Here is a 23957-nt window from a genome sequence, read left to right as displayed (position 1 = left end):
GGTCGGGGCTGGCTGCGCGCTTACGGCGGTGACAGGCGATATGATTCAGGCGGCGGACGGCCCCTGCATTCTGCTGCGGTCCTCGTGGCAGACTGTGAACATCGGCGACATCGCCCATTCTCCGGGTGTGCTGCGGCTCCTTGAGAAGCACCTGCCGCATGCACAGGTGATGCTCTGGCCCTGCAATATCGACCGCGGCGTGGAGCCCATGCTGCGCGCGGGCTTCCCTCGAGTGCAGATCGTGAAAGGGACCCTTGACAAGGCCGGTGAGCCCTCGACGCCGGAACTGCGCGCCGCATTCGACCGGGCGACACTGCTGCTGCACGGCTCCGGTCCCAGTGTTGTTTGTGCTAAGGATCTGGAAGGATGGCGCAAGCTCACCGGAAAGCCATACGGCATCTACGGGGTGACTGTGAGCGGCGTGAACGACGAACTGCGGGACCTGTTGAGCTGCGCGCGGTTCGTGTACTGCCGGGATACCATATCGCTGGAGACGGTGCGCAAATCCGGTGCAACGCCCCCGGTGCTGGAGTTCGCGCCTGATGGTGCCTTTGGCTTCCACCTGCGGGATGAGGATCGGGCTGCGGCATATCTCGCTGCCAGCGGCCTCGAAGAGGGCCGGTTTGTGGCCGCGATCCCGCGACTGAGATACACCCCCTACTACCAGATTCACCACCGGGAGCCGACGCAGGAGGATCTGCGAAAGGCGGCTATCTCCGCGGAGTTCCAAGAAGCCGACCATGCCAGGCTGCGGGAGGCGCTGATTCTCTTCGTTCGGGAGACCGGGCTGAAGGTGCTGGCATGTCCGGAGATGATCCACGAGATGCGGGTTGCCAAGGAGTCGCTCGTGGACCCGCTCCCGGAGGACGTGAAGACGCGAGTTGTCTGGCGAGAAGACTATTGGCTGCCGGACGAGGCGACTTCGGTCTACGCCCGGGCATTGGGCGTTGTGAGTTTCGAGATGCACTCGCCGATCATGGCTGCGGCCAATGGAACGCCGGCAATCCACCTGCGCCAGCCTACAGACACCTGCAAGGGCCAGATGTGGCGCGATGTGGGCCTGAGCGACTGGATATTCGAGATCGATGACGCCACCGGGGAGGATATCGCGCGTCCACTGGTGGCTTTCGCGACCGACCGGGATGAGTCTCTCGAGTACTTGGCGGCTGCCATGGGTTTCGTCCGACAGCGCCAGGAGGAGACGATGCGCGTGGTGGGAGAAGCGGCGAGCCAGGCGCCACAGGGTGCCTTCTAGTCCTGTAGTCACTCGCGCGTGATCTGACCGCCGGCCCGACCGCATTTTGCTGGTGGCCGATTTGCCCCAGAGCCCACGAATCGGGCGGCAGCCTGCAGCTGCGGGTGGTTTGGAGCGGGGTGAAACGGGACCTGTGAACTCGGCCCGCCTCAAATCGCTTGGGCCCCCAACGCCTTTCCTTGACTTGGCGCTTCGCTGAAGGCTATACTCAGTAAGGCAGGCCCGTTGCGGTTGCCCCCCGGCGCCGCGACGTTTTTCTTGTGCTCTCCTGTTCGCAGCCCTGCCCGAGCCTTCCCGGCTTGCATCTATCACGACACGGCTTCCGAAGCGTCCCTATGGCACTCATCTACGGCCCTGTAGCCGTCTTCCTCGTGGCGGGATTCGTCTTCGCGGCGATCACTCTCGTTTTCGCTATGATCCTGCGCCCCGCGGATCAGTATGACGAGAAGCGGATGGTGTACGAGTGCGGCATCCCGCCCATCGGGCCCGCGTGGAGCCGGTTTTTCGTCCGCTATTACGTCATCGCCATCGTCTTCGTGATCTTCGAGATCGAGACTATCTTCCTGTTTCCCTGGGCCACCGTGTTCAAGGCACTCAGCAAGCCCGACATGCTGGGCGCTCTGCCTGCCGGGGAGATGGGTATCTTCGTGGCCATTCTGCTGGTGGGGCTGGCCTATGTCTGGAAGAAGGGGGATCTGCGGTGGACATAATCAAGGCCATTACCGAAGAGCCCCTGCGCAGAGGCGCCCGTGATCACAAGGAGGGCCCGCTATCCATCAAGTTCATCAGTATCGTGGACAAGGTGCTGAACACCGGCAAGGCGTGTTCGCTCTGGCCGCTGCAGTTCGGGCTTGCTTGCTGCGCCATTGAGATGATCGCCACTGCTGCACCACGATATGATCTGGACCGGTTCGGGATCATCATGCGCCCCACGCCAAGGCAGGCCGACTGCATGATCGTCGCCGGAACGGTCACGGTGAAAATGGCGCCTGTTATCGAGCGACTGTATCACCAGATGCCCGAGCCGAAATGGGTTATGGCACTGGGCAACTGTGCGGTGAGTGGCGGCCGGTTCTACCAGGAAGCCTACAGCGTGGTCAAGGGCGTTGATCGGATCATCCCGGTGGACATCTATGTGCCGGGTTGCCCGCCGCGGCCGGAGTCGCTGATTGAAGGCCTTTTGAAGCTGCACGACAAGATCCGAGGGGAGTCCATCGCCGACGAACCGGTGCGTCACGGCATCCGGCCGGGGATGGAAGGGTATCCGGGTGATTGACCCGAAGATGCGCCGAGCCGACCGGGAAATCATCGACCCGGACGAGATCCTGGAGATCATCCGGGCGAGCCAGGTCTGTCGGGTTGGCATGTGTTGCGAGGATGGGCCCTACATCGTGCCCATGTCCTTCGGTCTCGGTGACGGTTGTCTCTATCTGCACAGCGCGGGGGAAGGCCGGAAGCTTGAGGCCCTGAAGCACGACCCACGAGTGTGCGTGGAGTTCGAAGCGAACGTTGAACTGCTGCCGTCCGAAAACCCCTGCGGGATTGGGTTCCGATACCGCAGCGCACTGGTTTTCGGCACGGCTGAGTTCGTGACGGATCGCGCGGAGAAGCAGCGCGCACTGGACATCCTCGTTGCGCAGTATGTGCAGGGGATGGCGCCGGTGCCCGACCCAGCGCTAGATGGCGTGACCGTGGTTCGCGTGGATATCGCGCGCATGACCGGTAAGAAGGCCCACTGCTGAACGAGGAATCGTGCATGACTGAGCTGCCCCGGGACATCTCCGAGCGTTTCGCCGACGCCGCGGCCATTGGGCCTGACGGCGCGGTGGAAATCACGCTTGCGCCGGAAGACCTGCGCGGGGCCCTTGAGTACCTGGGCCTTGAGCGTCCCGAGCCGCTGGAGTATCTGATCGACCTGTTCGGTGTTGACCACGGCGATGACCTTGAGGTCGTCTATCACTTGTCGATGATCGGTTCGCCGATGATCGTCCGGGTGAGTGCGAAGCTTCCCCGGCGCGGGGCATCGGTGCAGACGGTGACGGACATTTGGCCGGGAGCGTCGTGGCCGGAGCGCGAGATGCTGGAGATGTACGGGATCGGCGTGGAAGGGCATCCGGACCCGCGCCATCTGCTCCTGCCCGAAGGCTGGAAGGGCTTTCCGCTGCGTAAGGATTACGAGTACCCGCAGGATCATCCGTGGCTGAGCCGGGATCCGTTGCATGAAGAGCCCGCCGTCATTCTCAACAAGAAGGGTGACGAGCGGGCCTGATGCCGACGGCCCACCGAACTATGGCAGACCGACCCGCAGGGCAAACCGAAGAACTGGTCATCAACATGGGGCCACAGCATCCCAGCACCCACGGGGTGCTGCGCGTGGTGCTGACGGTTGACGGCGAACTGGTCGTTGACGCGGACCCAGATGTCGGTTATCTGCACAGCTCGCTGGAGAAGATCGGCGAAGCCCTCACGTGGCGCCAGTATGTGCCCTACACCGACCGCTACGATTACCTGAGCGCTATCAACAATGAGTTTGCTTTCGTGCGGGCGGTGGAGAAGCTTCTGGGCATTCAGGTGACGGAGCGCTGCGAGTACATCCGCGTCATCATGGCCGAGGTGCAGCGCATCGCCAGCCACCTCATGTACTTTACGGCCATGGGGCTGGACGTGGGTGCCACCACGGTCTACCTGCACTGTTTCCGGGATCGCGAGTTGCTCATCGACCTTCTCGAGAACACCACCGGCCAGCGCCTGTTGTATCACTACTTCCGGATCGGCGGTCTGCGCAACGACCTGGCGTGCGACTTCGTGGACGGCCTGCGGAGTTTCATCCAGTACTTCCCGGCGCGTCTGCAGGAGTATGACAATCTGCTCACGCGCAACCGCATTTTCCGGGCGCGCATGGAGAAGGTGGCGTCGATCAGCGCCGCCGAGGCAATCCGCATGGGTATGTCCGGGCCCTGTCTGCGGGCTTGCGGTGTCAGCCATGACCTGCGCAAGGTCCTGGGCTACAGTGTGTACCCCGAGTTCGACTTCGATGTGCCGGTGTTCCAGGGCGGCGACGCCATGGCCCGGCATCTCGTGCGGTGCGAGGAGATGCGCCAGAGCCTTCGGATCCTGGAGCAGGCCATCGCGAAGTTGCCGGCGGGCGAGGTCAATGTGAGCGTGCCGCGGGCTATCAAGCCCGAGCCGGGCCATGTGTACGAGCGCATCGAGGGCCCGCGGGGCGAGGTGGGCTGCTACCTGGTGTCGGACGGTTCGGAGAAGCCGGTGCGCGTTCGCTGGCGGCCGCCTTCGTACTTCAACCTGCAACCGCTGCCGGTGCTCATGCGCGGCGGATACATCGCCGACACCGTGGTTGCCATCGCCAGCCTGGACATCATGCTGGGGGATATTGACAAGTAGATGGCTCAGGAGAGTCAGGCGTATGCTCGAGTATGACGGCATCTCCGAGTTGATCAAGGCAGCGCCCCGCAGATTGTCGGATGCGCGTGAACTGCTGGAGCAACCGGCTTGGGAGCCGAACCGCTCCGACGCCAACTACCGGCACTTGGTGGCGGCCGTCTACCTGGCTGGCTACGCCGTAGAGTGTCTGCTGAAAGCGTACATCATCGATCGAACCGACGCGGTGCGCAAGACAAAGACTCAGACTTGGTCACAGGTGCTCGAGTATCGCAAGAAGAGCGGCAAGGGACCGGACCTCTCGGGTGCTCGATCCCACGATCTCGAACTGCTCCTCCGGGCATGTGACCTGCCACATCGGATGCAGAATGATCTGGACCTTCGTGCGGCATGGGGTAAGTGCGTGAAGCGATGGCGCCCATCCTTGCGCTATCGACCGGACCCCATCACCGACCACGGTTACGCTACTGACACCGTTGACGCCATTGAGACGGTCTATGAGTGGCTGAAGACCCAACGCTGCACGTGAATCGCAGTGCACGGCGAGAAGAGGTGAATCACATGGCAGGGGGCAGGAAGGTCGACTTCGCAGGCTTGGGCCCGCGTGTCGAGAGCGTACTCAGGGCGAGTTTCCCGACTGACACTATCGATGTGTCGGAAGGCTACATGGGAAGGGCGCATGTGAAGATCGTCTCGAAACAGTTCAACGGTCTTTCCGAGCGCGAGAAACAGGAAATGGTGTGGAAACTGCTGCGCGACGGGCTTGGGACGGACGCTCAGGACGTCGCTTTCGTACTTGCGTTTGGCACAGATGAACTCCCCTAACGGGTAGTGCCAACAACCGACGGATCCAGCACCAGGTAGGACCATGATGCTCCGATCAATCCTGACCGCAATCAACGAGTGGCTCAACGGTCTGCTCACCTCGTGGGGCATGCCCGAGGACTGGGCGCGCCTGCTGGTTGAGATTCTGGCCTGGTGCGCCGGAGCCGTCTTCGCTATCGCCGTCATGATGTTCGCTGCCCTGGTGCTGGTGTATCTCGAACGCAAGGTGGCCGGGTACATTCAGGCGCGCGTGGGGCCCACCCGCGTCGGCCCGATCGGCCTGTTCCAGACGCCCATGGACGCGATCAAGCTCCTGCTGAAAGAGGACATCGTGCCCATCGGGGCGGACAAGATCCTCCACGCCATCGCGCCGGTGCTGTTCTTCACCGTCTCGCTCATGGCATGGGCGGTCATTCCGTGGGACAAGGACGTGGTCGTGGCAGCGGTGCTGGACCAGAACGTGGGTGTCCTGTACCTGCTGGGCGTCAGCGGCATCACGGTCATCGCTATGCTCATGGGCGGGTGGGGTTCGAACAACAAGTGGTCGCTCATCGGCGCGGTCCGTGCGGGCGCGCAGATGCTCAGTTACGAGATCCCGCTACTGCTGTCGCTGCTGTGCGTGGTGCTGGTGTCGGAGTCTCTGAGTTTCGGAGAGATCGTGAATCGCCAGAGCGCCGGGATCATCGCCTGGAATATCTTCCGGCCGTGGCTGTGGCTGCCGGCGCTCCTTTTCATCATCGCCATGTTCGCGGAAGTGGCCAGGCAGCCTTTCGACCTGCCCGAAGCCGAGAGCGAGCTTGTGGCAGGCTACCATACGGAATATTCGGGCATGAAGTTCGCCCTGTTTTTCCTGGGCGAGTACGCCAATATCCTGCTGATCTCGGTGGTCGTGGCCGTGGTGTTCCTGGGCGGCTGGCTCTCGCCCTTCGGCCCGGCGGACACCATCATCCCGGGCATCGTCTGGCTGTTTGCGAAGGCCGCTCTGCTCATCTTCTTCGTGCTGTGGGTGCGCTGGACACTGCCGCGTATGCGCCCTGACCAGATGATGTCGCTGTCGTGGAAGTTCATGGTGCCCGCGGGGTTCGTGGCGCTTGCGATCACCACCGCCTGCGTGGCCCTGATCCCGGGGGCGTAAGATCGGCGAGCCCGAGTGCCGGTGTCGAGGAGGCCATGAGGATGGAGCGCACCTATACAGTGGTTCTGCTGCGTGAGGAGGACGGCGGCTTCTCCGTCTACGTCCCGGCTCTGGACGCAACCACCCAGGGCGACGACGTCGAGGAAGCCCTGTACATGGCGCGTGACATGATCGAAGGATTTCTCGCTCTGCTGCAGGAGGATGGGAAGCCCATCCCGCCGGACGCCGAGTCCTTCACCATCGATGTTGCGGGCGTGTTGCAGGCAATTGTCCGCAAGGGCACGGTCACCGAGGCGAAGGCGGTTGCCTAAGCTGCCGGTAGTCTCGGGGGAGGACACGGTGAAGGCGCTTTTGCGGCCCGGCTACGTCGTACGACGGCAGACGGGCGAGCACAGAATCATGCAGCACCCGGAGAATGGCAGAGTGGTGCCCGTCCCGGTACACGGCGGCAAAGACCTGAAGCCGGGCACCTTGCGCAGTATCATCCGGCAGTCCGGTCTGACCGTTGAACAGTTCTGCGAGTTGCTGAACTGAACTCTCGCGCCGCAGCGGCATTTGACCAAGACGTGACACCGGAAAACGGACAAACCCATGACGCGACCTGAGAACTCACAACCTGCGCGGATCGGACTGGCCGCTGAGATCGCCGGCACGGCCCTGAGCATCCTCAAGGGCCTGTGGGTGACGCTGATCACCTTCTGGCGGCCCAAGGTTACCGTTCAGTACCCGCACCGGAACCCGGCGGAGGACTACAAGCCGCGGCCCGGGTATCGCGGGGATTTCGCGCTGATCACCGACCGCGAAACCGGCCAGCTACGGTGCACCGCCTGCATGAGTTGCGTGCGCGTCTGTCCGGACAAGTGCATCCACATCGTGGGCGAGGGCAAGGGCAAGGAGCGCAAGCCGACCGAGTTCTACATCGACATCGGCCTGTGCATGTTCTGTCACCTGTGCGTAGAGGCGTGTCCCTTCGACGCCATCACGATGACCACCGACTATGAGCAGTCCGAGTACGACCCGCGCGCGCTGATCCGCGACCTGGACACCTTGACCGCGCGCGGCCTTGAGTTCGAGGACGTGCAGCGCGTGCAGACTGTGTGCCGGCCGGAGATCGCCGGATCTGAAGCCGGGACGGAGCCGCAATGACCGCAAACGACTGGCTCGAACAATTGGGGTTCCTGCTGGTGGCCCTGTTCACGCTGGGCTGCGCGCTGGGTGTGATCCTGGCCCGAAGGGTGATGCATGCCGCCTTGTGGCTGCTGCCCACGCTGTTCGGTGTTGCCGGGGCTTTCGCGCTCATGGGCGCTCACGTGCTGTTCGCGCTGCAGATCCTGGTCTACGCCGGGGCCATCGCGGTGCTGATCCTGTTCGGCGTCATGCTCATGGAAGACACGGCGGCACGCGACCGTCTACCGCGGTGGATATCCAAACGCCTGCCGGTGAAGTACGAGCCGCAGACCAACGTGGTCCTGTACTACTACAGCGGGATGCAGCACGTGATCGCCGGAGTACTCGCCGCAGGTGGGTTATTCGTGGTCACCGTCGCCGCTCTTGCCGAAGCCGCGTGGTTCCACCAGTGGAAGCCCCTGCGGCCTGAGCTGCCCGGGCGAGGGTTAGGCACCGACGTCCAGCGCATCGGCGAGATGTTTCTGGACGCCTACCTGCTGCCTTTCGAGGTGGCGTCGGTGGTGCTGCTGGTGGCGTTGATCGGGTCTGTTGTGATTGCTCGCCGCGATCCGGATGACGAGAAGCGCAGCGACCCGGTTGAGGGGGGCGAGGGCGAGTGACATTGCCCGACGTCGGCCTCACGCACTACCTGGTATTCGCGTCCCTGCTATTCTGCATGGGCCTGTTCGCCGTCATGGTCCGGCGCCATGCCGTCGCGGTGCTGCTCGGGGTCGAGTTGATGCTGAACGCTGCGAATATCAATCTGGTGGCGATTGGGCGGTTCCTGGCGCCTGTGTCAGGTCCGGCCTTTGGCGGCCAGGTGTTCGCGCTGATCGTCATGACCCTCGCGGCCTGCGAAGTCGCCGTGGGGCTGGCGATCATCATCTGTCTGTACCGCAATCGGGGAATCACCAACCCGGACCAGGCCTCGGACATGAAGTGGTAATCCCGGCGGCTCATTGCCGCCCGCAAACCAGAGCGCTATGCTTGAACTTGCCTGGCTGATACCCATAATCCCATTCGTGGCCTGTGCGGTGCTGATGTTCTTCGGCAGCGCCCTGACCCGTCGCATCGGCGAGAAGGTGGGCTGGGTCGGGGTTACGGGCATTGCCGCCACGATCCCCTTCTCGCTGGGCTGCCTGACGGACCTGATCCTGGGGGGGGCCCCCATCGATCGGGCCGTGGAATGGGCGCAGGTGGGGAAGTTCGCCATCCATGTCGGATACATGGTGGATCCGCTGAGCGCCGTGATGCTGGTGATGGTCAGCATCGTGGCCACCTGCATCCAGATTTACAGTATCGGCTACATGCACGGCGACCCACGGTTCAGCCGCTTCTTCGCGTACCTGTGTCTCTTCTGCGGATCGATGTTCCTGATCTGCATCGCCAACAATTTCCTGATGCTCTACGCCGGCTGGGAGCTGGTGGGGCTGTGCTCGTACCTGCTCATCGGGTTCTGGTTTGAGCGGAAGAGTGCATCAGACGCTGCGAACAAGGCCTTCATCACCACCCGCATCGGTGACGTGGGCTTCGCTATCGGCATTCTGATTCTCTTCTTCCACGTGCCCAGTCTGCTCTTCGCTGAGACCTTCGAGCAGGTGAACGCCGGAGCGATCCCCGCCTGGCTTGCGGGAGTTGCGGCCCTGTTCCTGTTCTGCGGCGCAGTTGGCAAGAGCGCCCAGTTCCCGCTGCACGTGTGGCTCCCGGACGCCATGGAGGGCCCCACTCCGGTGAGTGCCCTGATTCACGCCGCCACGATGGTTGCGGCCGGCGTGTTCATGGTCGCCCGTCTGTTCCCGCTCTTCTACTCGTCGCTTACTGAGCCGGTCCTGTTCGGGGCACCGGCGCTCACCATCGTTTCCGTCATCGGCCTGATTACTGCGCTCATGGCCGCAACCATGGGCGTGGTTCAGAATGACATTAAGCGCGTGCTGGCGTACTCCACCATCTCCCAGCTTGGGTACATGATGGTCGCGCTGGGTCTGGGTGTGGCGGGATTCACTGCGGGCGTGTTCCATCTCATTACCCACGCGTTTTTCAAGTCCCTGCTCTTCCTGGGTTCCGGCAGCGTCATCCACGGCTGTCACGACGAACAAGACATGCGGAAAATGGGCGGATTGGCCCGGAAAATGCCGGTAACCTACTTCACGTTCTGGGTTGGAACGCTGGCGCTTGCTGGTTTCCCGCTGTTCGCCGGCTTCTTCTCGAAGGACGAGATTATGCTGGCGGCGTGGAACTCCGCGGGTGAGGGCGGGACCTGGGTCTTCTTCTGGGGGCTCGAGTTGGGTGCGCTGCTGACCGCGTTTTATATGGGCCGCCTGTGCTTTATGACATTCAGCGGCCGGCCCCGCGAGGCTGCGGAGCACGCCCATGAGAGCCCGAAGTTGATGACCGTCCCGCTGGTGATCCTGGCCGTCTTCGCGCTGCTTCTCGGATGGGTGGGTACGCCCTGGGTGGCCGGCAACCTGTTCCACCAATTCGTGCATTTCGTCCCGCACGAGGCGGCGCACCTGTCCGCTCACGGGGCCGACGCAGGTGGCATGCATGAGGGCGGGACGAACTGGGCCGTCATCGGGATATCCACCCTCATGGCGGTGGGCGGCCTGTTTCTCGCGGCCGTGATTTACCTTTGGAAGCTGATTCCGCTGGAGGCCATCACATGGCCGCGCTGGCCTAGCTTCGAGGAGTACCGCCAAGGCAAGACGGTCTGGCTGCCCGAGATCCCCTGCGGTCTGGGCAATCTGCCCGGCGTGGCGCCGGCACTGGATTGCCTTCGGGCGCGGATCCTGGAAAGTCGCTACCAGCTTGAGGTGGTGATTCCAGACACGCTGCGCCGTCCCCTGCACCCCTGGTACCAGTTGGTCGCGAACAAGTTCTACTTTGACGAGATCTACGCTGCAGTGCCCGTGGGCCTGACTTTCGCTCTCGCCCGGGGATGCCGCCTCGTGGATACATACGTGGTGGACGGCGCTGTGAATGCCGTCGGCTGGCTGACGCGCTGGGTGTTCAGCATGGGCTCGTGGTTCTTTGACGTGGTTATTGTCGATGGCCTGGTGAACCTTGCAGGGTACATGAGCCGGTGGGTCGGAGAGTTCGGTAGCCGCCTGCAGGTGGGCCGGGTGCAGGAGTACGTGTCGGGGTTCGTGCTGTTCGCCTGGGGGATCGCGGCTGTGCTGTTCCTGGCCCTGTTCGTTCTGCACAATGAAGTGATTATGGATCTGATTCGGCGCGCGCTGGGAGGCTGACCAGGCCGCCGGTTTCGCGCTTTGTGGTCACCGCGCAATCCGTTGAGAGCCAATCCGGAGGCCGTGCCTCATGTCACACATTCTGAGTGTGCTTATCTTCCTGCCCCTGGTCGGCATGATCATCATCATGCTGCTGGACAGGGAGCGCCATGTGGCGGCGATCCGCTGGACTGCCACGATCTTCTCCGCATTGACCTTCCTGGTCTCCCTGGCGATGTGGGGTATGTTCGCCTCGCGCGTGCCCGGGATGCAGTTGGAGGTCAATGTGCCGTGGATCCAGGCGCTCCACGTCAACTATCACCTGGGTGTGGACGGCCTCTCCGTGCCCTTGATTCTACTCACCACGCTGCTGAGCCTGCTTAGCGTGATCTACTCCTGGCGCATCACCCACCGCGTCAAGGAGTACATGGCCTTCTTCATGCTCCTGCTCACCGGCATGCTCGGCGTTTTCTGCGCCCTGGACTTTTTCCTGTTCTACGTTTTCTGGGAAGTTAGCCTCGTCCCGATGTACTTCCTGATCGGCATCTGGGGCGGCCCGCGGCGCGAGTATGCGGCCATCAAGTTCTTCCTGTATACCCTCGTCGGTAGCCTTGCGATGCTCCTGGCGATCCTGGTGCTCTACTTCTTCTCCGAGCCCCACACCTTCGACATGCTGGAACTCGCGAAGCAGAACCCGATGGCGACGAAGGGAGCAGTCTGGGGCGCTTTCGTCTTCTGGGGCCTGTTCCTGGGGTTCGCCATCAAAGTGCCGCTCTTCCCCTTCCACACGTGGTTGCCGGACGCACATGTAGAAGCGCCCACTGCGGGCAGCGTCATCCTGGCCGGTGTGCTGCTGAAGATGGGGACCTACGGTTTCGTCCGGGTGAGTCTGCCCATCGTGCCGCAGGAATGTCAGCGCTTCGCCATGTATATTGCGGTGCTGGCGGTCATCAGCGTTATCTACGGCGCTCTGTGCGCGATGGCTCAGAAGGATATCAAGAAACTCATCGCGTACTCGTCGGTGAACCACATGGGGTACGTGATGCTGGGCATCGCGGCAGCAGTTGCGTCGGCGGAGGCCAGCGACCTCGTGACCAACCGCATCACCGCCCTGAACGGTGCGGTGCTGCAGATGTTCAACCACGGGATTATCACCGGTGCGCTGTTTTTCCTGGTCGGTGTGATCTACGACCGGGCGCATACCCGGGACATGGACGCTTTTGGCGGGCTGGCGCGGCAGATGCCGGTGTATACGGGCATGATGATGGTGGCCTGTTTCGCCAGTCTGGGCCTGCCGGGTCTCGCGGGATTTGTGAGCGAGTTCATGGTCTTCCTGGGCGCTTTCGGCACCTATCCGGTGATGACCGGGCTTTCGCTGCTGGGCGTTGTGATTACGGCGGCGTTCTTCCTGATGCTGATCCAGCGAGTGTTCTTGGGCGAACTCAACCAGCAATGGCAAGCCCTGCCCGATATGGACGGCGGGGAGCTTGCGGCGACCGTCCCGCTGGCTATCATCATGCTGGTGGTGGGTCTGTATCCGTCTCCGGTGGTCGGGGTCATCAACACATCGATGTCCGGGCTGCTGGAACAGTTGCGCATTGCGGTTGATCTTGTAATGACCGGCGGCCTGCCCATCGGCTAGGCGCGCCGCTTCGTCAGGCGGACTATGCCATACACTAACCTCCAATCCTTCGCGCCGGAAATCTGGCTCTGCGTACTGGGCATACTCGTCTTGTGCGCGGACCTGATTCTGCCGGCAAGACGCCGCGCCGCGGTGCCGGTCCTGGCAGCGGTGGGTCTTCTGGTCTGCCTGAAGCCCGTGCTCGACCTGTGGGGAGGCGCGCCGTCCACCGAGTTCCACGGCAGCTTCGCCATTGATGGCCTGTCCCTTTTCATCAAGGCCTTCGCGATGCTCGCCGGGGCGATCATCATCGTCCTGTCGGTGGACTTCTTCCGCCGAAGCCCGGCGTATGGCGAGTTCTTCTCCCTGGTCGTGTTCCTGGTGTTGGGAGTGAGTCTGCTTGCCGGTGCCACCGACCTGGTTCTGATCTACCTGAGCTTCGAGTTGGTCAGTCTGACATCATACCTGCTCGCCGCCTGGAATAAGAAGGACCCGAAGTCCAATGAAGCGGGGATGAAGTATTTCATCTATGGCGCGGCGGCCAGTGGGGTCATGCTGTACGGGATGACGCTCGTGTATGCGGCGGGAGGTTCCACGAACCTGCTCGTGGCGGCCGGCAGCATGATGAAGCCCGTTCCGGGCGCCGGGCTTGCGTTACCCGCGGCGCTTGGCCTGGTGCTCATGCTGGTGGGATTTGGCTACAAGGTCAGCATGGTTCCCTTCCACGCCTGGGCGCCAGATGTCTACGAGGGCTCTCCCACACCGGTGACCGCGCTGTTCTCGGTGGCGCCGAAGGCCGGGGGTCTCGCTGTGCTCACGCGAGTGTTGTTTACCCTCTCTCCGGGCTTCGAGTTGCCTTGGCAGATGATCATCGCGGTGCTCGCCTGCCTGACGATGTTTGTGGGCAATCTTCTCGCAATCCGCCAGACCGACATCAAGCGCATGCTGGCTTACTCCAGCATCGCCCATGCGGGGTACATGCTGATCGCGGTGGTCGTGGGCCCGGATGAGCTGTGGGGAATGCCCGGCCTGCTTATCTATCTGGCTGCTTATCTGTTCATGAACCTCGGGCTGTTTGCGGTCGCGATTGCCCTGGAGCGGCACACGGGTAACGCTGCGATCGAGAGCTTCGCCGGCTTGGCCAAGACCGCGCCTGCGCTGGCGATCCTGACCTTTATCTTCCTGCTTTCGTTGACCGGCATCCCGCCTACTGCCGGGTTCCTGGGCAAGCTCTACATATTCGCCGCAGCCATCAAGTCGCGGCAGTGGGCCTGGCTTGCGGTGGTTGGCATCGTAAACAGTGTGATCTCGCTGTACTATTACATGAATATCGCGCGGCTGATGTATTTCGACCAGCGTCCGGGCGAACGACCGGGTACTGCTCCTGTCGGCGTCTTGCCGGTGATCGTCTTCATGGCCGCAGGAACACTCCTGCTCTTCCTGTTCCCGGAAATGTTGATCGAAGCCGCGCGCACCGTGCTCATGGTCCGCTGAGTTCCCACAACAATCGGAACCGCGGGTTGAACACATGCCCTGGCAATTCGACATCCCCGAGGCCACCGTACAGCGGCTCTCCACCTACCGAGCAATTCTGCGCCGGCTGGAGCGCGAGGGCAGGCCGACCGTTTCCTCCTGGGAGATCGCGGCCATCGCTAACGTGAATGCCGCGCAGGTCCGCAAGGACCTGTCATATTTCGGCGACTTCGGTCGGCGCGGACTTGGCTATCGGGTGCCGCAATTGCACGAGGAACTTACTCGGATTCTGGGGCTTCTGAGGGATCGGCGCGTCATCGTGGTGGGAGCCGGGAACCTCGGGTCAGCGCTGGTGGGCTACCCGGGATTCGAGCCCCGGGGCTTTCGGGTGGTGGGGGTGTTCGATGCCAGCCCCGACAAGGTCGGCCAGATGCTCAATGACCAGCCGATCCTGCCCATGTCGCGGTTGCCCGAACTGGTCCCGGAATTGGGGGTTGACATCGCGATTGTGGCCGTTCCGGGTGCCGCGGCGCAGGAAGTGGTGGACGCAGTGGTGGCCGCCGGGGTCCGCTGCGTGCTGAATCTCGCGCCAGTGCAGGTGTCGTTGCCCCCCGGCATCGTCGTGCGCAGCTTCGACATGACGAGCCAGCTGGAGATCCTCTCGTTCTGCCTGTCGCATATCGCAAGCGATTCTGAGCCGGAACGGACGCCCTGAATGGACCAGCCAATTTCCGGAGTCGGCATCTCGCCCGTAGATCCCTTCGGCGAATACCGGACTCTGGTTGCCTCCCACGCCGACCAGGTCGAAGCCGCGCTCCGCGACATCTGTGGCGACGGGTGCGACCAAATCTCCCGCGCAGCGCTGTCTGCGGTTGAGGCCGGGGGCAAGCGCCTGCGCCCGCTTGTCACGCTGCTCAGTGCGAAGGTTTTCGGCGAACCGAACGCGGCTTCTCTGGACGTAGCGGTGGGTCTCGAAGTGCTGCATCTTGCTAGCCTCATGCACGATGACGTGGTGGATGAGGCCGACCTTCGCCGCGGAAAGCCGGCAGTCAGGCAGCTCTTTGGGAACCGCATCGCTGTCCTTGTCGGCGATTACCTGGCGGCCCGCGCATACCGCAAGCTCACCAACATTCGCGACTGGGCTTACGTCGATATTATGGCCCATGTTGTCGATGACATGGCCAGTTCTGAGGCCGCATTTGCGCGTGTTGACCCCTTCCAACTGACCGAGGCAGACTGTCTGGACATCGCCCGGGGGAAGACGGCGGGACTGTTCGGGGCAGCGTGTCAGCTGGGGGCCATGAGCGTCGGTGCACCCGAGCCGGACTGCCTGAAAATGCGCGAGTATGGCATCAACCTCGGGCTCGCGTTCCAAATTGCCGACGACCTGCTGGACGTTTTCGGGCAGGCGCGAGAGATCGGCAAGGACGCAGGACGCGACGTACTCACCGGACAGTTCAGCCTGCCCATCGTTGCGGCGCTGAGCAGCTCGAATGGGCACGATGTGCGCCGGATCATTGAAGACATTGGGTCACGCGAATTGATGGAAGACGAACTGCAATCGGCCCTGGCAGCCCTCGCGGATGCCGTAGAGACAGCGGGGGGCAAGGCGCGTGCGCAGGAAATTGCCTGGGAGCATGTGGAACGCTCGCGGGCTGCCCTGGCCGGGATCGAGGGTGACGCCCAGGCCCTCAACGCCCTGCGCGAGATCGCGGCTCTGGTCGCTTCGCGCGATCGGTAAAGCCGCTCCGCTTTACAGCTCCAGGTTTTCCAGCCCCCAGTATTCGCGATAGGCGCGGATGTGCTCCAGGAACAGGTTCAGTTTGCAGCCCTCGTGGATGCAGTTGCTGCTCATGATCACGTGGCCGCCGTTGCCAAGGCCGGCATCGAGGCAATCGCGGGTGTGCCGGCGAACCTGCTCGGGGGTGCCGGATGTCAGCGTGTGTCGGATATCGATGTTCCCGATCATCGTGATGCGGTGTCCGTAACGCTCCTTGAGGCGCCGCAGGTTCATCCCCGCCGCGAAGTCGATCTCCTCAAAACCGTCTACGTTGGTCCCGAGCAGGAAGTCATCGGCGATGGCCCACAGGTCTCCGTCCGAGGCATTGCTGCAGAAAGCGCCCAGGGAGTGGCATAGATCGGCCTGCTCGCGGATGAGCGGCATGATGAACTCGCGGTAATGAGCAGGGGAGACCATGGGTCCGAGATCGCTTGCCAGGTCTCCGCCCAGGCCGATGATGTCGGCGCCTTCGGCGATGAGCCGGCGGCAGGCGGCCAGCGCGGGAATGTGTCGCTGTCGATAGAAGCGGTGGACCCGCTCGGGGTGCTCCGGAAACCATCGCAAGACGGGAACTGGGAGGGAGGAGACGTATATCCCGTAGACCTGGGTGAAGATTGCCAGGTCCAGGCCGCGCTCCCGCATGATTTGCTTGGCATGCCGGAAGAGTAGGAAGTGGCGGTCCTCGTAGGCGGGCTCGACCGGTTCCGCTTCGATGGACATTTCCAGTTGGCGCTCTTGCTCGTCCTCGGGTACCGGCGGGGCGGGATTGACCGGATACGACCGCAGCCAGCCGCTCGGCAGGATCTCGGTGATGGTGGAGCCGAACTGCCACGTATCCGGGGCAATCCGGCGCGGGCGGTGTTCCGGTGCAGGCGGCAGGGAATTGGGGTACAGCCGCACCATGTCGAAGCCCAGTATCTGCGCAAGGTCGACGAGATCCGCCGCGCTCTGGCGCTGGAGGCCCTCCCAGTCGCCATCCGCGAGACGCTCCATCTGATGCGCGAAATTGGTGGCGGCGCAGGGCCTGCCCAGGATTTCGTCGGCGATGGGGGACTTGATGAGCTTCTCGAAGATCGGAGTACGGTCGGGCTCCGTGTGGTTGAGTGCCGCCAGAACGCGCTGTCGACCGGTCATCTCGACTATACCTCGGTGAGGGTGATGAGCAGGGGGCCGTCATCATCCCGCGCTACGCCGCAGTCGGCCAGAACCATTCTGCCGCGGGAGGTTACATCCTGGCGATGTTGGTGGCCACAGAGCACCAGGCGGGTGCGCGGGTCGCGCTCAAGCGTCTCGCCCAGCAATGGTGATCCCATGAATGCGCGACAGAATGCGGCTTGCACGTCCGACTGGTGCTCAATCAGGAGGTCCGCGAAGGGCACGAAATGCGTGACGCCCACCAGGGTCCTGACATCGGGACCCAGAGCCGCAAGGTCGGCAGCCAGTTCGTTCGCGCATCGCCGGGCGACATCCGTATCCGGTATGCCCCAGCCCACGTGGACCACGTCGTTCCAGATGATGCTCTGTTGCGCGCCGTCACGGTCCTGCCACACCAGGGCCTTACCGTCGTAGTCGGTCTCGGTGAGTTCCTCCCAGGGGACGAGGCCTCGCCCGGGTATAGGCACCAGCTTCGTGGCTTCCTCTTCGACCCGAGCGGCGAGCGGCGTGACGCGCAAGCCGTCATATGGCGGCGCGATCTGTCGGTAGGCGTAGTCCCACCAACCGATGGTCCCGGCGAAACCCACATTTCCCAGCACGAAGGGCGCGCCGGGCAGGTAATGGAAGCCACAGTCCTCCACCAGTACGCGCAGGCCGTCGGAGTAGCGCCAGGGAGTGTCGGGCTCCTCGGCGTCGCTCCACAAGTCGTGGTTGCCGGGGACGAATAGCTTCGGGCAGGCGCAGGTCTCGAAGAAACTGAGGATCTGGCGATAACGGTAGTCCGGCCCGGCGGAAACGTCACCGGCCAGGATGATCACATCCGGTTCGGCTTCGCACATACGGCGCGCCAATGCCCGGGCCCAGTCGGTCCCGAAGCGCGGGTAGTGGATGTCCGCTGCAGCACAGATACGCATGCAATCCATTTCCTCACCGGCCGGGTTGTGGCCTTCATGCCGTGGTAAGGTGTCGTTTGGGTTCCCTTCAAGCGTGAAGGTGCCTGGGATACTCACGGCGAACAATGCTGCACGTCGCTTCACCTGCGGGCCCTTCTGCACGTTCAGAAGGGCGCGTATTCTTGCGCGTTCACGCCAGACGGCCCGGCCGTCGAGAACAGGAGCCGGTATCGAGACTTGAAAACACACGACATCGCAGCAGACCGGCCGCACTTCGAGGGGAGCTTTGAAGCCGCGAGCGCGCCGGTCCGCACTGGGATCACCTTCCGAGCCGTCGCAATCGCCCTTGTCCTCACCTGGCTAAGCGGATACTGGGTACGGCAGTCCGAAATCATCGCCCTCGCGTGTCAGGGGACCGAAGCGGTCCCATCCATCCCGGGAGTAGGAGCGCTGGTTCTCCTACTCATCGTCAATGGGGTCTTGAACAGGACGCGGCGCATCCGGGCTCTGAGCATCCCTGAACTGATCACCATCTTCCTCTTTGTGACCGTGGCCACCACCATGATGGGCTGCGGCATTGGCCGATTCCTCATCGGTTGCGTTAGCGCGCCGTTCTATTACACGAGCCCCGCCGCGCCCCTGGAGGAGTTGGCCCAATTCATCCCATCCTGGCTGGCGCCGGATGACCCGCAGGTCCACAAGTGGCTGTATGAAAGCTCGCCAACAGGCCACGTCCCGTGGGATGCCTGGCGTATCCCGATGATCGCCTGGACCGCGTTTTTTCTCATATTCGGGGGCACGCTTTTCAGCCTGATGATCCTGTTCAGCGAGCCGTGGGTGGAGGAGGAGCGCCTGGTGTTCCCCCTGGTGCGTCTTCCGCTGCAGATCGTGGACCCGGAATACAGTGATGTCCCGTTCTTTCGGTCGAAGGCCACCTGGATCGGCATAGGACTTGCGTTCGTGCTGAACGCGGTGAATATCGTGCGGGGTGTGTTCTTCGGCGGCCCCAGCGGTGGACTGCGGGTGGACCTGGGAACTGCGCTCACAGGTGCGCCTTGGAATGCCCTGCGTCCTTTCACCGCCGACCTGCGCCCGGAGCTCATCGGCCTGGGCTACCTGATTTCTACGGAACTGTCTTTTTCAATCTGGTTCTTCCACCTGTTCAACAAGATTCAGGGCGTGATCATGTCGGCGTCGGGATATCGCCTGCCGGGTGCGCCCTTCAGCCAGGAGCAAGGGATCGGCGCTTACCTGGTGCTAGGTGTTATTCTTTTCTGGAAGGCCCGGCATTCTTTCGCGCTTGCCTGGCGCGCGTGGTTCGACCCAACCCCAGACAAGCACGGACGGCCGCTGAACACCTACAAATGGGCACTGGTTGGGGCAGTGGCAGGCTTCATCGGGCTCATCATTTTCGGGACGGCAGCGGGGATGAACGTCGTACTCACCCTCGTGTACTTCACAGTCCTGGTGATAGTGTCGGTGGTGTACGGCCGCCTGCGGGCTGAAACCGGCGTCCCGCTGGTGTGGGCATTCCCCTACGGGCTCGCGCACAAGGCGATCCGGTATTTCGTGAACTCCCGTTCCTGGGTGGGCATCGGCCCGAACTTTCGCTCTCCCACGGTATTCACGTTGTTGATACTGCTGTCACGCGGATACTTCCCCAGCATTTCGGGCTACGGAATCGAGAGCCTGACACTGGGCGAGGGTGGCGGAGTCCGAAAGTCCAGCACGTTCTGGCTACTGATGGGCGCGGTGGCGGTGGGAGCGCTGTCGTCGTTCTACTTCCATTTCGTTCCATACTACGAGGAAGGGGCGGTGGGCTTGCGCGGCGGGATCTGGGGAGCCACGACGGCCCAGGCCGAATACGCCGGCCTTTGGCGAGCAATCCAGTTGCCCACGCCGCCGGATACACCGCGCATTGTGGCCACAGTGGGTGGCGGCGCGCTCATCGCATTCTTGAGCATCATGCGGGTGCGGTTCTTCGGCTGGCCCTTCCACCCCCTGGGCTACGCGATGTCGTGTTCCTACGGGCAGCTAATCTGGGGGCCTTTCTTCATCGTCTGGGTGATCAAGTCCATCCTTCTGCGCTATGGCGGGCACCAGGCGTATCTCGCGGCGCTCCCCGGGTTCCTGGGCTTCGCGCTGGGACATTTCCTGGTTGCCGGCGCACTGTGGGGCTCGCTGGGCGCGGCACTTGGAGGAATCTTCCTGCGTTACGGCGTATGGTTCGGGTAGCGCAGAGTGGCGGCATTACCGACCGCGCCGAGCAGACCTGCATCGGCCGGCACACTTAGTTCGGAGGTATTGGCATGCGAGCCACGAGAGTCCTGGTTTCCTCGGCCTTCCTGTTGCCGCTTGCGGTCACGGTCTGGGGTGCTCCGAGGTTCGTCTGGGAGCCCGCCGCGAAAATGCCCATCGGCAAGGGCGGGCAGGTGACGGGCTTCGTTCATGGCAAGTTGCTCTCCGCCGGGGGCACCTACTGGGTTGACGGTGAGAAGAAGATCTGGACGGATCACCTCGACATCTACGATCCGCGAGAGGATAGCTGGTCGGCGGGCCCTGCGATGCCCTTTGCGGTCTCGTATGGCGGCGGACTGGCCATCAACGACCGGTTGTACGTGGTCTCGGGGAGCGACGGGCAGAAGGACTATGATTACACCATGGTCTGCCGGAAGGTGGGCAAACAATACCACTGGGTATGGGGACCGTCGGTGCCCGAACCCCGTATCTATCCCGCCAGCGTGGCCATCGGCAGCAAGCTGTATGTCATCGGCGGGGCAGCGGACAGTGGGTTCAAGGGCAAGGTCCACAATGACATCCTCATCCTGGACACTGAGCACCCCGAACAGGGCTGGAGGACATCGCGGCCCATGCCGGGTTCCGGCCGGACCCTCTGCGCGGCGGCTGCGGTTGGTGATTTCATCTACGTGTTCGGCGGCTACCGGCAGATGCCCGAAGGAATGGCGAACTCCGACGATGCGCTGGTCTACGACACCGTGAAAGACCGCTGGCAGCGCCTCCCCGATGCTCCCTGTGCGGCGCGGGGCTGGGAGGCCATCGGCTGCGGGGGACAGGTGTATATCCTGGGCGGGTTCGTCACCTGGCCGGCGGCGTCCATGCGCCCCGAGGGGTTCACCGACCGGATCCTGCGGTTCGACCAGACGACCGGCGTCTATGCCGACGCCGGCGAATTGCCGATCCCGGTGGTGGGTATGAACATCCGACGCATGCCCGACGGCCGTTTCATCATCAGCGGAGGCGAGGATATCCAGAAGCACCGGACGGACCTGGTGGGCATCGGGAAGATCGTGGGTTGACGCTGACCAGAGTGCTGGTGCAGAGAATCTTGCCGGGGGACAGTGAATGAAGTGGACCCTTGCGGGGATCAGTGTGCTGATCCTCGCTTGCAGTGTTGGTATAAGTTTTCTGGGGATCGACTGGGGTCTGCCGCTGCGGTGGAACCCGGACGAACTGACGCGGCCGGGGGATCTGCTGCTCGAAACTGAAGGCGGGCGGAATTACCACTACGGCACCCATCACCGCAGGTTGGCCGGGGCCCTTGTGACGCCCTACCTGCGCGCCCATGCGGGTTCGGACGACGCCGACCTGGGCGGGGTGTCTACTCGGCCGGAGGTCCACGCGGGAATGGTTCTGCGCCTGCGGACGCTCAGCGCGGTGCAGAGCGGTCTGGCGGTCGTGGTCCTTTTTCTGGTTTTCGCCGACGCGGCAGGCTTGGCGGCTGCATGCCTTGCGGCACTGGTTCTGGTTGCCCTGCCGGTGCGCATCGTCACATCGCACTTCGCCACGATTGATTCCCCCCTGTTCTTCTGGTCCGTCCTCAGCGTTGGCGCGTTGTATCTGTCGGTGCGACAGGGCAACCTGCGCTGGTATGCGGCGGCGGCGTTTCTCGCGGGCCTCGCGGCGACGACGAAACCGGTGGCGGGGTTGCTGGTGTTGGCCCTGGGCATCACGCCGCTGGTGATGTTCCCGGAGCGTCCCGGCTGGAGTGGGTTACTGAGGTGCTGGGCCCTGGGAGCCGGCGCTTTCGTGGCCGGTGTGCTGGTGGGTTGCCCGGAGATAGTGACGGACGCTCGCACGTACTGGAGGCAGAACCTCACGAACCCCACCGCAGCCAAGCGGGCCGTGCACGCGATTCCAGACTACCAGTGGTGGATGACCCCCGACCGCTGGGCACGCTCGTGGGGTGGCTGGCCTTGGGCGGTGCTGGGGGGTGCCGGGGCGATCGCGTGCTTGCGTGCCCGAAGGCCGCTCCTGAAGCGTCTTGCACTCGCTGTGGTGCCGTGGGCGTTGCTCGTGATCGTGTACTTTACGGTAAGCCCGACCGGGGACGTACGCAACTCTCTGACGGCGGGTGCGGTCTTGTCCGCTTTCGGAGCGACGGCAGTCTGCGGCGCGATGGCCTCCTCAAAACGCTCCTGGCCGAAGGTTGCTCTTGCGGTGCTCGTCTTGGCCTCGCTAATGCACCTCGGGGCTTTCTCGGTGATCTCGGTACGCCTGTTCGATCTGGACCCGCGAAATCGAATGGAACAATGGCTGGAGCAGCACGGAGCGCAGGGGCAGGTGGTCGAATACTACTCTCCCGTTGGCATCAAGGTTCCGGCCGGCCTGCTTGCCTGCAGGATCCCCATGGCCGGGCAGCCGCACCTGGTGCATCCCACCGAAACCCCGGTCGCGCCTTTGTTCAACTGGTATCACAGGCAGGTCAAGCACGACTGGGAAGAGTGGATGGGCCAGCATCGCAGAGTGCTGGCGGAGTTACGGCAGGAGGCTCAACGTGCCGCGCGGAGGCTGACCCCCGAAGCCCTTGCGGAGCGCCGTCCCGACTGGATCGTCATCGACACCGACAGCCTGACCGCCATCGAGACCGGCCAGGTGCCCTTCCCCGAGGGGGTACGGTACGTACGGGCGCTGCTGGACGGGAGGATGGGTTACCGGGTGGTGGAGACCTTCGCGCCGCCTTTCGGCTACTCGCCGGACTTCTGGTTCCCTCCTACCGCGCATATGAGGGTCTACCTGCTGGCTCCGGCTCGCTGATTGCCCGAGGATCCCTGTTACCCCTCTTCGGGCGGTTGCTCATCCGGGCTCCCGTCCGGCCCCATGCCCTCCAGGAGCCGCCGCAGCAGATCCTCATCATCACCCCCGACCTCAGTATCGTAGACCGTCTCCATCCTGTCCACGAGTTGCCGAAGTTCCGGGTCTCCTGCGACCACCTTGTCGATCTGCTCTCGCACACTGTCCACCGCTTGTTCCAGGCTGGAGGCGTCGATACGCAGGTTCAACAGATCGGACAGGAGCCTCACGACGCGCAGGATGCTGCGGGGATAGATGTTCATCTGCACCGTTGGGTACATGGGCACATCCACCACGATGCTGCGCAGGGGGATGCCCATCTCGTCCGCACGAATGGTGAGGTAGGTCACCAGGCTTGCAGGGCCGGAGTAGTCGGTGAAGCTCACGTCCTGGCCTGCGAATCGCTCCTTGTACTCTTCACGTGCGGTGGAGCAGCGCACCCGGGGTTCGCGGGTGTGTGGGACTGGCCCTGCAACGCTGCCAACAAAGAAGATCTCCCGCACATTGAAGCGCCGTGCTACCTCCATCACGCAATCTGAGTAACTGCGCCAGCGGATGTGGGGCTCCTCGCCGTAGAACAGGATGAGTTCGGGTTCGGTGGAGTAGCGGAACACGTTGGTCTCGGGCACAAAGCGCTTGACCACGCCGTCCTCGATCTCCGTATGCGGGCGGAAGATCGCGGCGATCTCCATTCCCGACAAGCCACTCTGCTCAGGGCTCTGGCCCACCGTCGGGAGAGTTGCCACCGGGAAGTTGAGCACGTAAAACTCCAGCGGGTCGATTTCCGCCAGTCTGCGAGCCCTTGTCTGACGCACGAGATGATCCACCGTGCCGATGGAGACGTTCCCCCCGTTCATCCAACCCGTGAAGCCGAGGATCATCACCGGGCTCCTGAGTTCCGGGGTATCGCGCAGTATCAGGTCGCTCATCGGTTCACCT

General features: G+C 63.2%; 25 protein-coding genes. 22 read left to right on the top strand and 3 right to left on the bottom strand.

Annotated elements, in window-relative coordinates:
• Positions 1 to 40 precede the first annotated feature (40 nt).
• From HPY44_15780 to HPY44_15690, 19 genes are all read left to right on the top strand, one after another.
• Positions 41 to 1255, top strand: a complete 1215-nt coding sequence (locus HPY44_15780; protein ID NSW57468.1) for a polysaccharide pyruvyl transferase family protein — start codon at positions 41 to 43, stop codon at positions 1253 to 1255.
• A gap of 335 nt (positions 1256 to 1590) precedes the next feature.
• Positions 1591 to 1965: an NADH-quinone oxidoreductase subunit A gene (locus HPY44_15775; GenBank protein ID NSW57467.1), complete on the top strand. Its 375-nt coding sequence runs from the start codon at positions 1591 to 1593 to the stop codon at positions 1963 to 1965.
• The gene (locus HPY44_15770; GenBank protein ID NSW57466.1) at positions 1935 to 2531 is read left to right on the top strand and encodes an NADH-quinone oxidoreductase subunit B; all 597 of its coding nucleotides are present in this window, start codon (positions 1935 to 1937) and stop codon (positions 2529 to 2531) included. Before HPY44_15775 ends, HPY44_15770 begins: the two co-directional genes overlap by 31 nt.
• Complete coding sequence (locus HPY44_15765) at positions 2524 to 2997, top strand: pyridoxamine 5'-phosphate oxidase family protein (GenBank protein NSW57465.1); 474 nt, start codon at positions 2524 to 2526, stop codon at positions 2995 to 2997. The genes HPY44_15770 and HPY44_15765 overlap by 8 nt, the downstream gene beginning before the upstream one ends.
• A 14-nt stretch (positions 2998 to 3011) precedes the next feature.
• The gene (locus HPY44_15760; protein ID NSW57464.1) at positions 3012 to 3524 is read left to right on the top strand and encodes an NADH-quinone oxidoreductase subunit C; all 513 of its coding nucleotides are present in this window, start codon (positions 3012 to 3014) and stop codon (positions 3522 to 3524) included.
• Between the two features lie 20 nt (positions 3525 to 3544).
• The gene (locus HPY44_15755; protein NSW57463.1) at positions 3545 to 4657 is read left to right on the top strand and encodes an NADH-quinone oxidoreductase subunit D; all 1113 of its coding nucleotides are present in this window, start codon (positions 3545 to 3547) and stop codon (positions 4655 to 4657) included.
• 22 nt (positions 4658 to 4679) lie between these two features.
• On the top strand, positions 4680 to 5183 hold the full coding sequence (locus tag HPY44_15750) for a hypothetical protein (GenBank protein NSW57462.1): 504 nt from the start codon (positions 4680 to 4682) through the stop codon (positions 5181 to 5183).
• Between the two features lie 32 nt (positions 5184 to 5215).
• A complete protein-coding gene (locus tag HPY44_15745; GenBank protein ID NSW57461.1) occupies positions 5216 to 5479 on the top strand; it encodes a hypothetical protein in 264 nt (87 codons plus the stop codon).
• Between the two features lie 43 nt (positions 5480 to 5522).
• The gene (gene nuoH, locus HPY44_15740) at positions 5523 to 6614 is read left to right on the top strand and encodes an NADH-quinone oxidoreductase subunit NuoH (GenBank protein ID NSW57460.1); all 1092 of its coding nucleotides are present in this window, start codon (positions 5523 to 5525) and stop codon (positions 6612 to 6614) included.
• Positions 6615 to 6655: 41 nt separating this feature from the next.
• A complete protein-coding gene (locus HPY44_15735) occupies positions 6656 to 6925 on the top strand; it encodes a type II toxin-antitoxin system HicB family antitoxin (protein ID NSW57459.1) in 270 nt (89 codons plus the stop codon).
• Positions 6918 to 7148, top strand: a complete 231-nt coding sequence (locus HPY44_15730) for a type II toxin-antitoxin system HicA family toxin (protein NSW57458.1) — start codon at positions 6918 to 6920, stop codon at positions 7146 to 7148. The genes HPY44_15735 and HPY44_15730 overlap by 8 nt, the downstream gene beginning before the upstream one ends.
• A 57-nt stretch (positions 7149 to 7205) precedes the next feature.
• On the top strand, positions 7206 to 7760 hold the full coding sequence (locus HPY44_15725; protein ID NSW57457.1) for an NADH-quinone oxidoreductase subunit I: 555 nt from the start codon (positions 7206 to 7208) through the stop codon (positions 7758 to 7760).
• Positions 7757 to 8401 (top strand): NADH-quinone oxidoreductase subunit J, encoded by a 645-nt coding sequence (locus HPY44_15720; protein ID NSW57456.1) that lies wholly within the window; start codon positions 7757 to 7759, stop codon positions 8399 to 8401. Before HPY44_15725 ends, HPY44_15720 begins: the two co-directional genes overlap by 4 nt.
• A complete protein-coding gene (gene nuoK, locus HPY44_15715; protein ID NSW57455.1) occupies positions 8398 to 8727 on the top strand; it encodes an NADH-quinone oxidoreductase subunit NuoK in 330 nt (109 codons plus the stop codon). Before HPY44_15720 ends, nuoK begins: the two co-directional genes overlap by 4 nt.
• 37 nt (positions 8728 to 8764) lie before the next feature.
• Positions 8765 to 11026 (top strand): NADH-quinone oxidoreductase subunit L, encoded by a 2262-nt coding sequence (nuoL, locus tag HPY44_15710; GenBank protein ID NSW57454.1) that lies wholly within the window; start codon positions 8765 to 8767, stop codon positions 11024 to 11026.
• A 70-nt stretch (positions 11027 to 11096) separates the two neighbouring features.
• Complete coding sequence (locus HPY44_15705) at positions 11097 to 12647, top strand: NADH-quinone oxidoreductase subunit M (protein ID NSW57453.1); 1551 nt, start codon at positions 11097 to 11099, stop codon at positions 12645 to 12647.
• A 24-nt stretch (positions 12648 to 12671) separates the two neighbouring features.
• A complete protein-coding gene (locus tag HPY44_15700; protein ID NSW57452.1) occupies positions 12672 to 14120 on the top strand; it encodes an NADH-quinone oxidoreductase subunit N in 1449 nt (482 codons plus the stop codon).
• Positions 14121 to 14154: 34 nt separating this feature from the next.
• Entirely contained in the window at positions 14155 to 14814 is a 660-nt protein-coding gene (locus HPY44_15695) for a redox-sensing transcriptional repressor Rex (protein NSW57451.1), read from the top strand.
• Positions 14815 to 15840 carry a polyprenyl synthetase family protein gene (locus tag HPY44_15690; GenBank protein NSW57450.1) on the top strand — a complete coding sequence of 342 codons (1026 nt, stop codon included), beginning with the start codon at positions 14815 to 14817 and terminating at the stop codon, positions 15838 to 15840.
• Positions 15841 to 15852: 12 nt separating this feature from the next.
• On the opposite strand, the gene HPY44_15685 is transcribed toward HPY44_15690, so the two are convergent.
• Positions 15853 to 17013, bottom strand: a complete 1161-nt coding sequence (locus HPY44_15685) for a hypothetical protein (protein ID NSW57449.1) — start codon at positions 17011 to 17013, stop codon at positions 15853 to 15855.
• Between the two features lie 5 nt (positions 17014 to 17018).
• Positions 17019 to 17948, bottom strand: a complete 930-nt coding sequence (locus HPY44_15680; GenBank protein ID NSW57448.1) for a metallophosphoesterase — start codon at positions 17946 to 17948, stop codon at positions 17019 to 17021.
• Between the two features lie 216 nt (positions 17949 to 18164).
• Here HPY44_15680 and HPY44_15675 point away from each other — a divergent pair, with 216 nt between their 5' ends.
• From HPY44_15675 to HPY44_15665, 3 genes are all read left to right on the top strand, one after another.
• Positions 18165 to 20162, top strand: coding sequence for a hypothetical protein (locus HPY44_15675; GenBank protein NSW57447.1), 1998 nt, complete (start codon positions 18165 to 18167; stop codon positions 20160 to 20162).
• Positions 20163 to 20236: 74 nt separating this feature from the next.
• Positions 20237 to 21244 carry a hypothetical protein gene (locus HPY44_15670; protein ID NSW57446.1) on the top strand — a complete coding sequence of 336 codons (1008 nt, stop codon included), beginning with the start codon at positions 20237 to 20239 and terminating at the stop codon, positions 21242 to 21244.
• Positions 21245 to 21290: 46 nt separating this feature from the next.
• A complete protein-coding gene (locus HPY44_15665; protein NSW57445.1) occupies positions 21291 to 22982 on the top strand; it encodes a glycosyltransferase family 39 protein in 1692 nt (563 codons plus the stop codon).
• A 17-nt stretch (positions 22983 to 22999) separates the two neighbouring features.
• Here HPY44_15665 and HPY44_15660 read toward each other — a convergent pair whose 3' ends face one another.
• Positions 23000 to 23947, bottom strand: coding sequence for a PAC2 family protein (locus HPY44_15660; GenBank protein NSW57444.1), 948 nt, complete (start codon positions 23945 to 23947; stop codon positions 23000 to 23002).
• Between the last annotated feature and the right edge of the window lie 10 nt (positions 23948 to 23957).

It is taken from the genome of Armatimonadota bacterium, from assembly GCA_013314775.1.
Classification (GTDB): domain Bacteria; phylum Armatimonadota; class Zipacnadia; order Zipacnadales; family JABUFB01; genus JABUFB01.
Note: the sequence above shows the minus strand (reverse complement) of the source record. Positions and strands in the feature narration are given on the sequence as shown.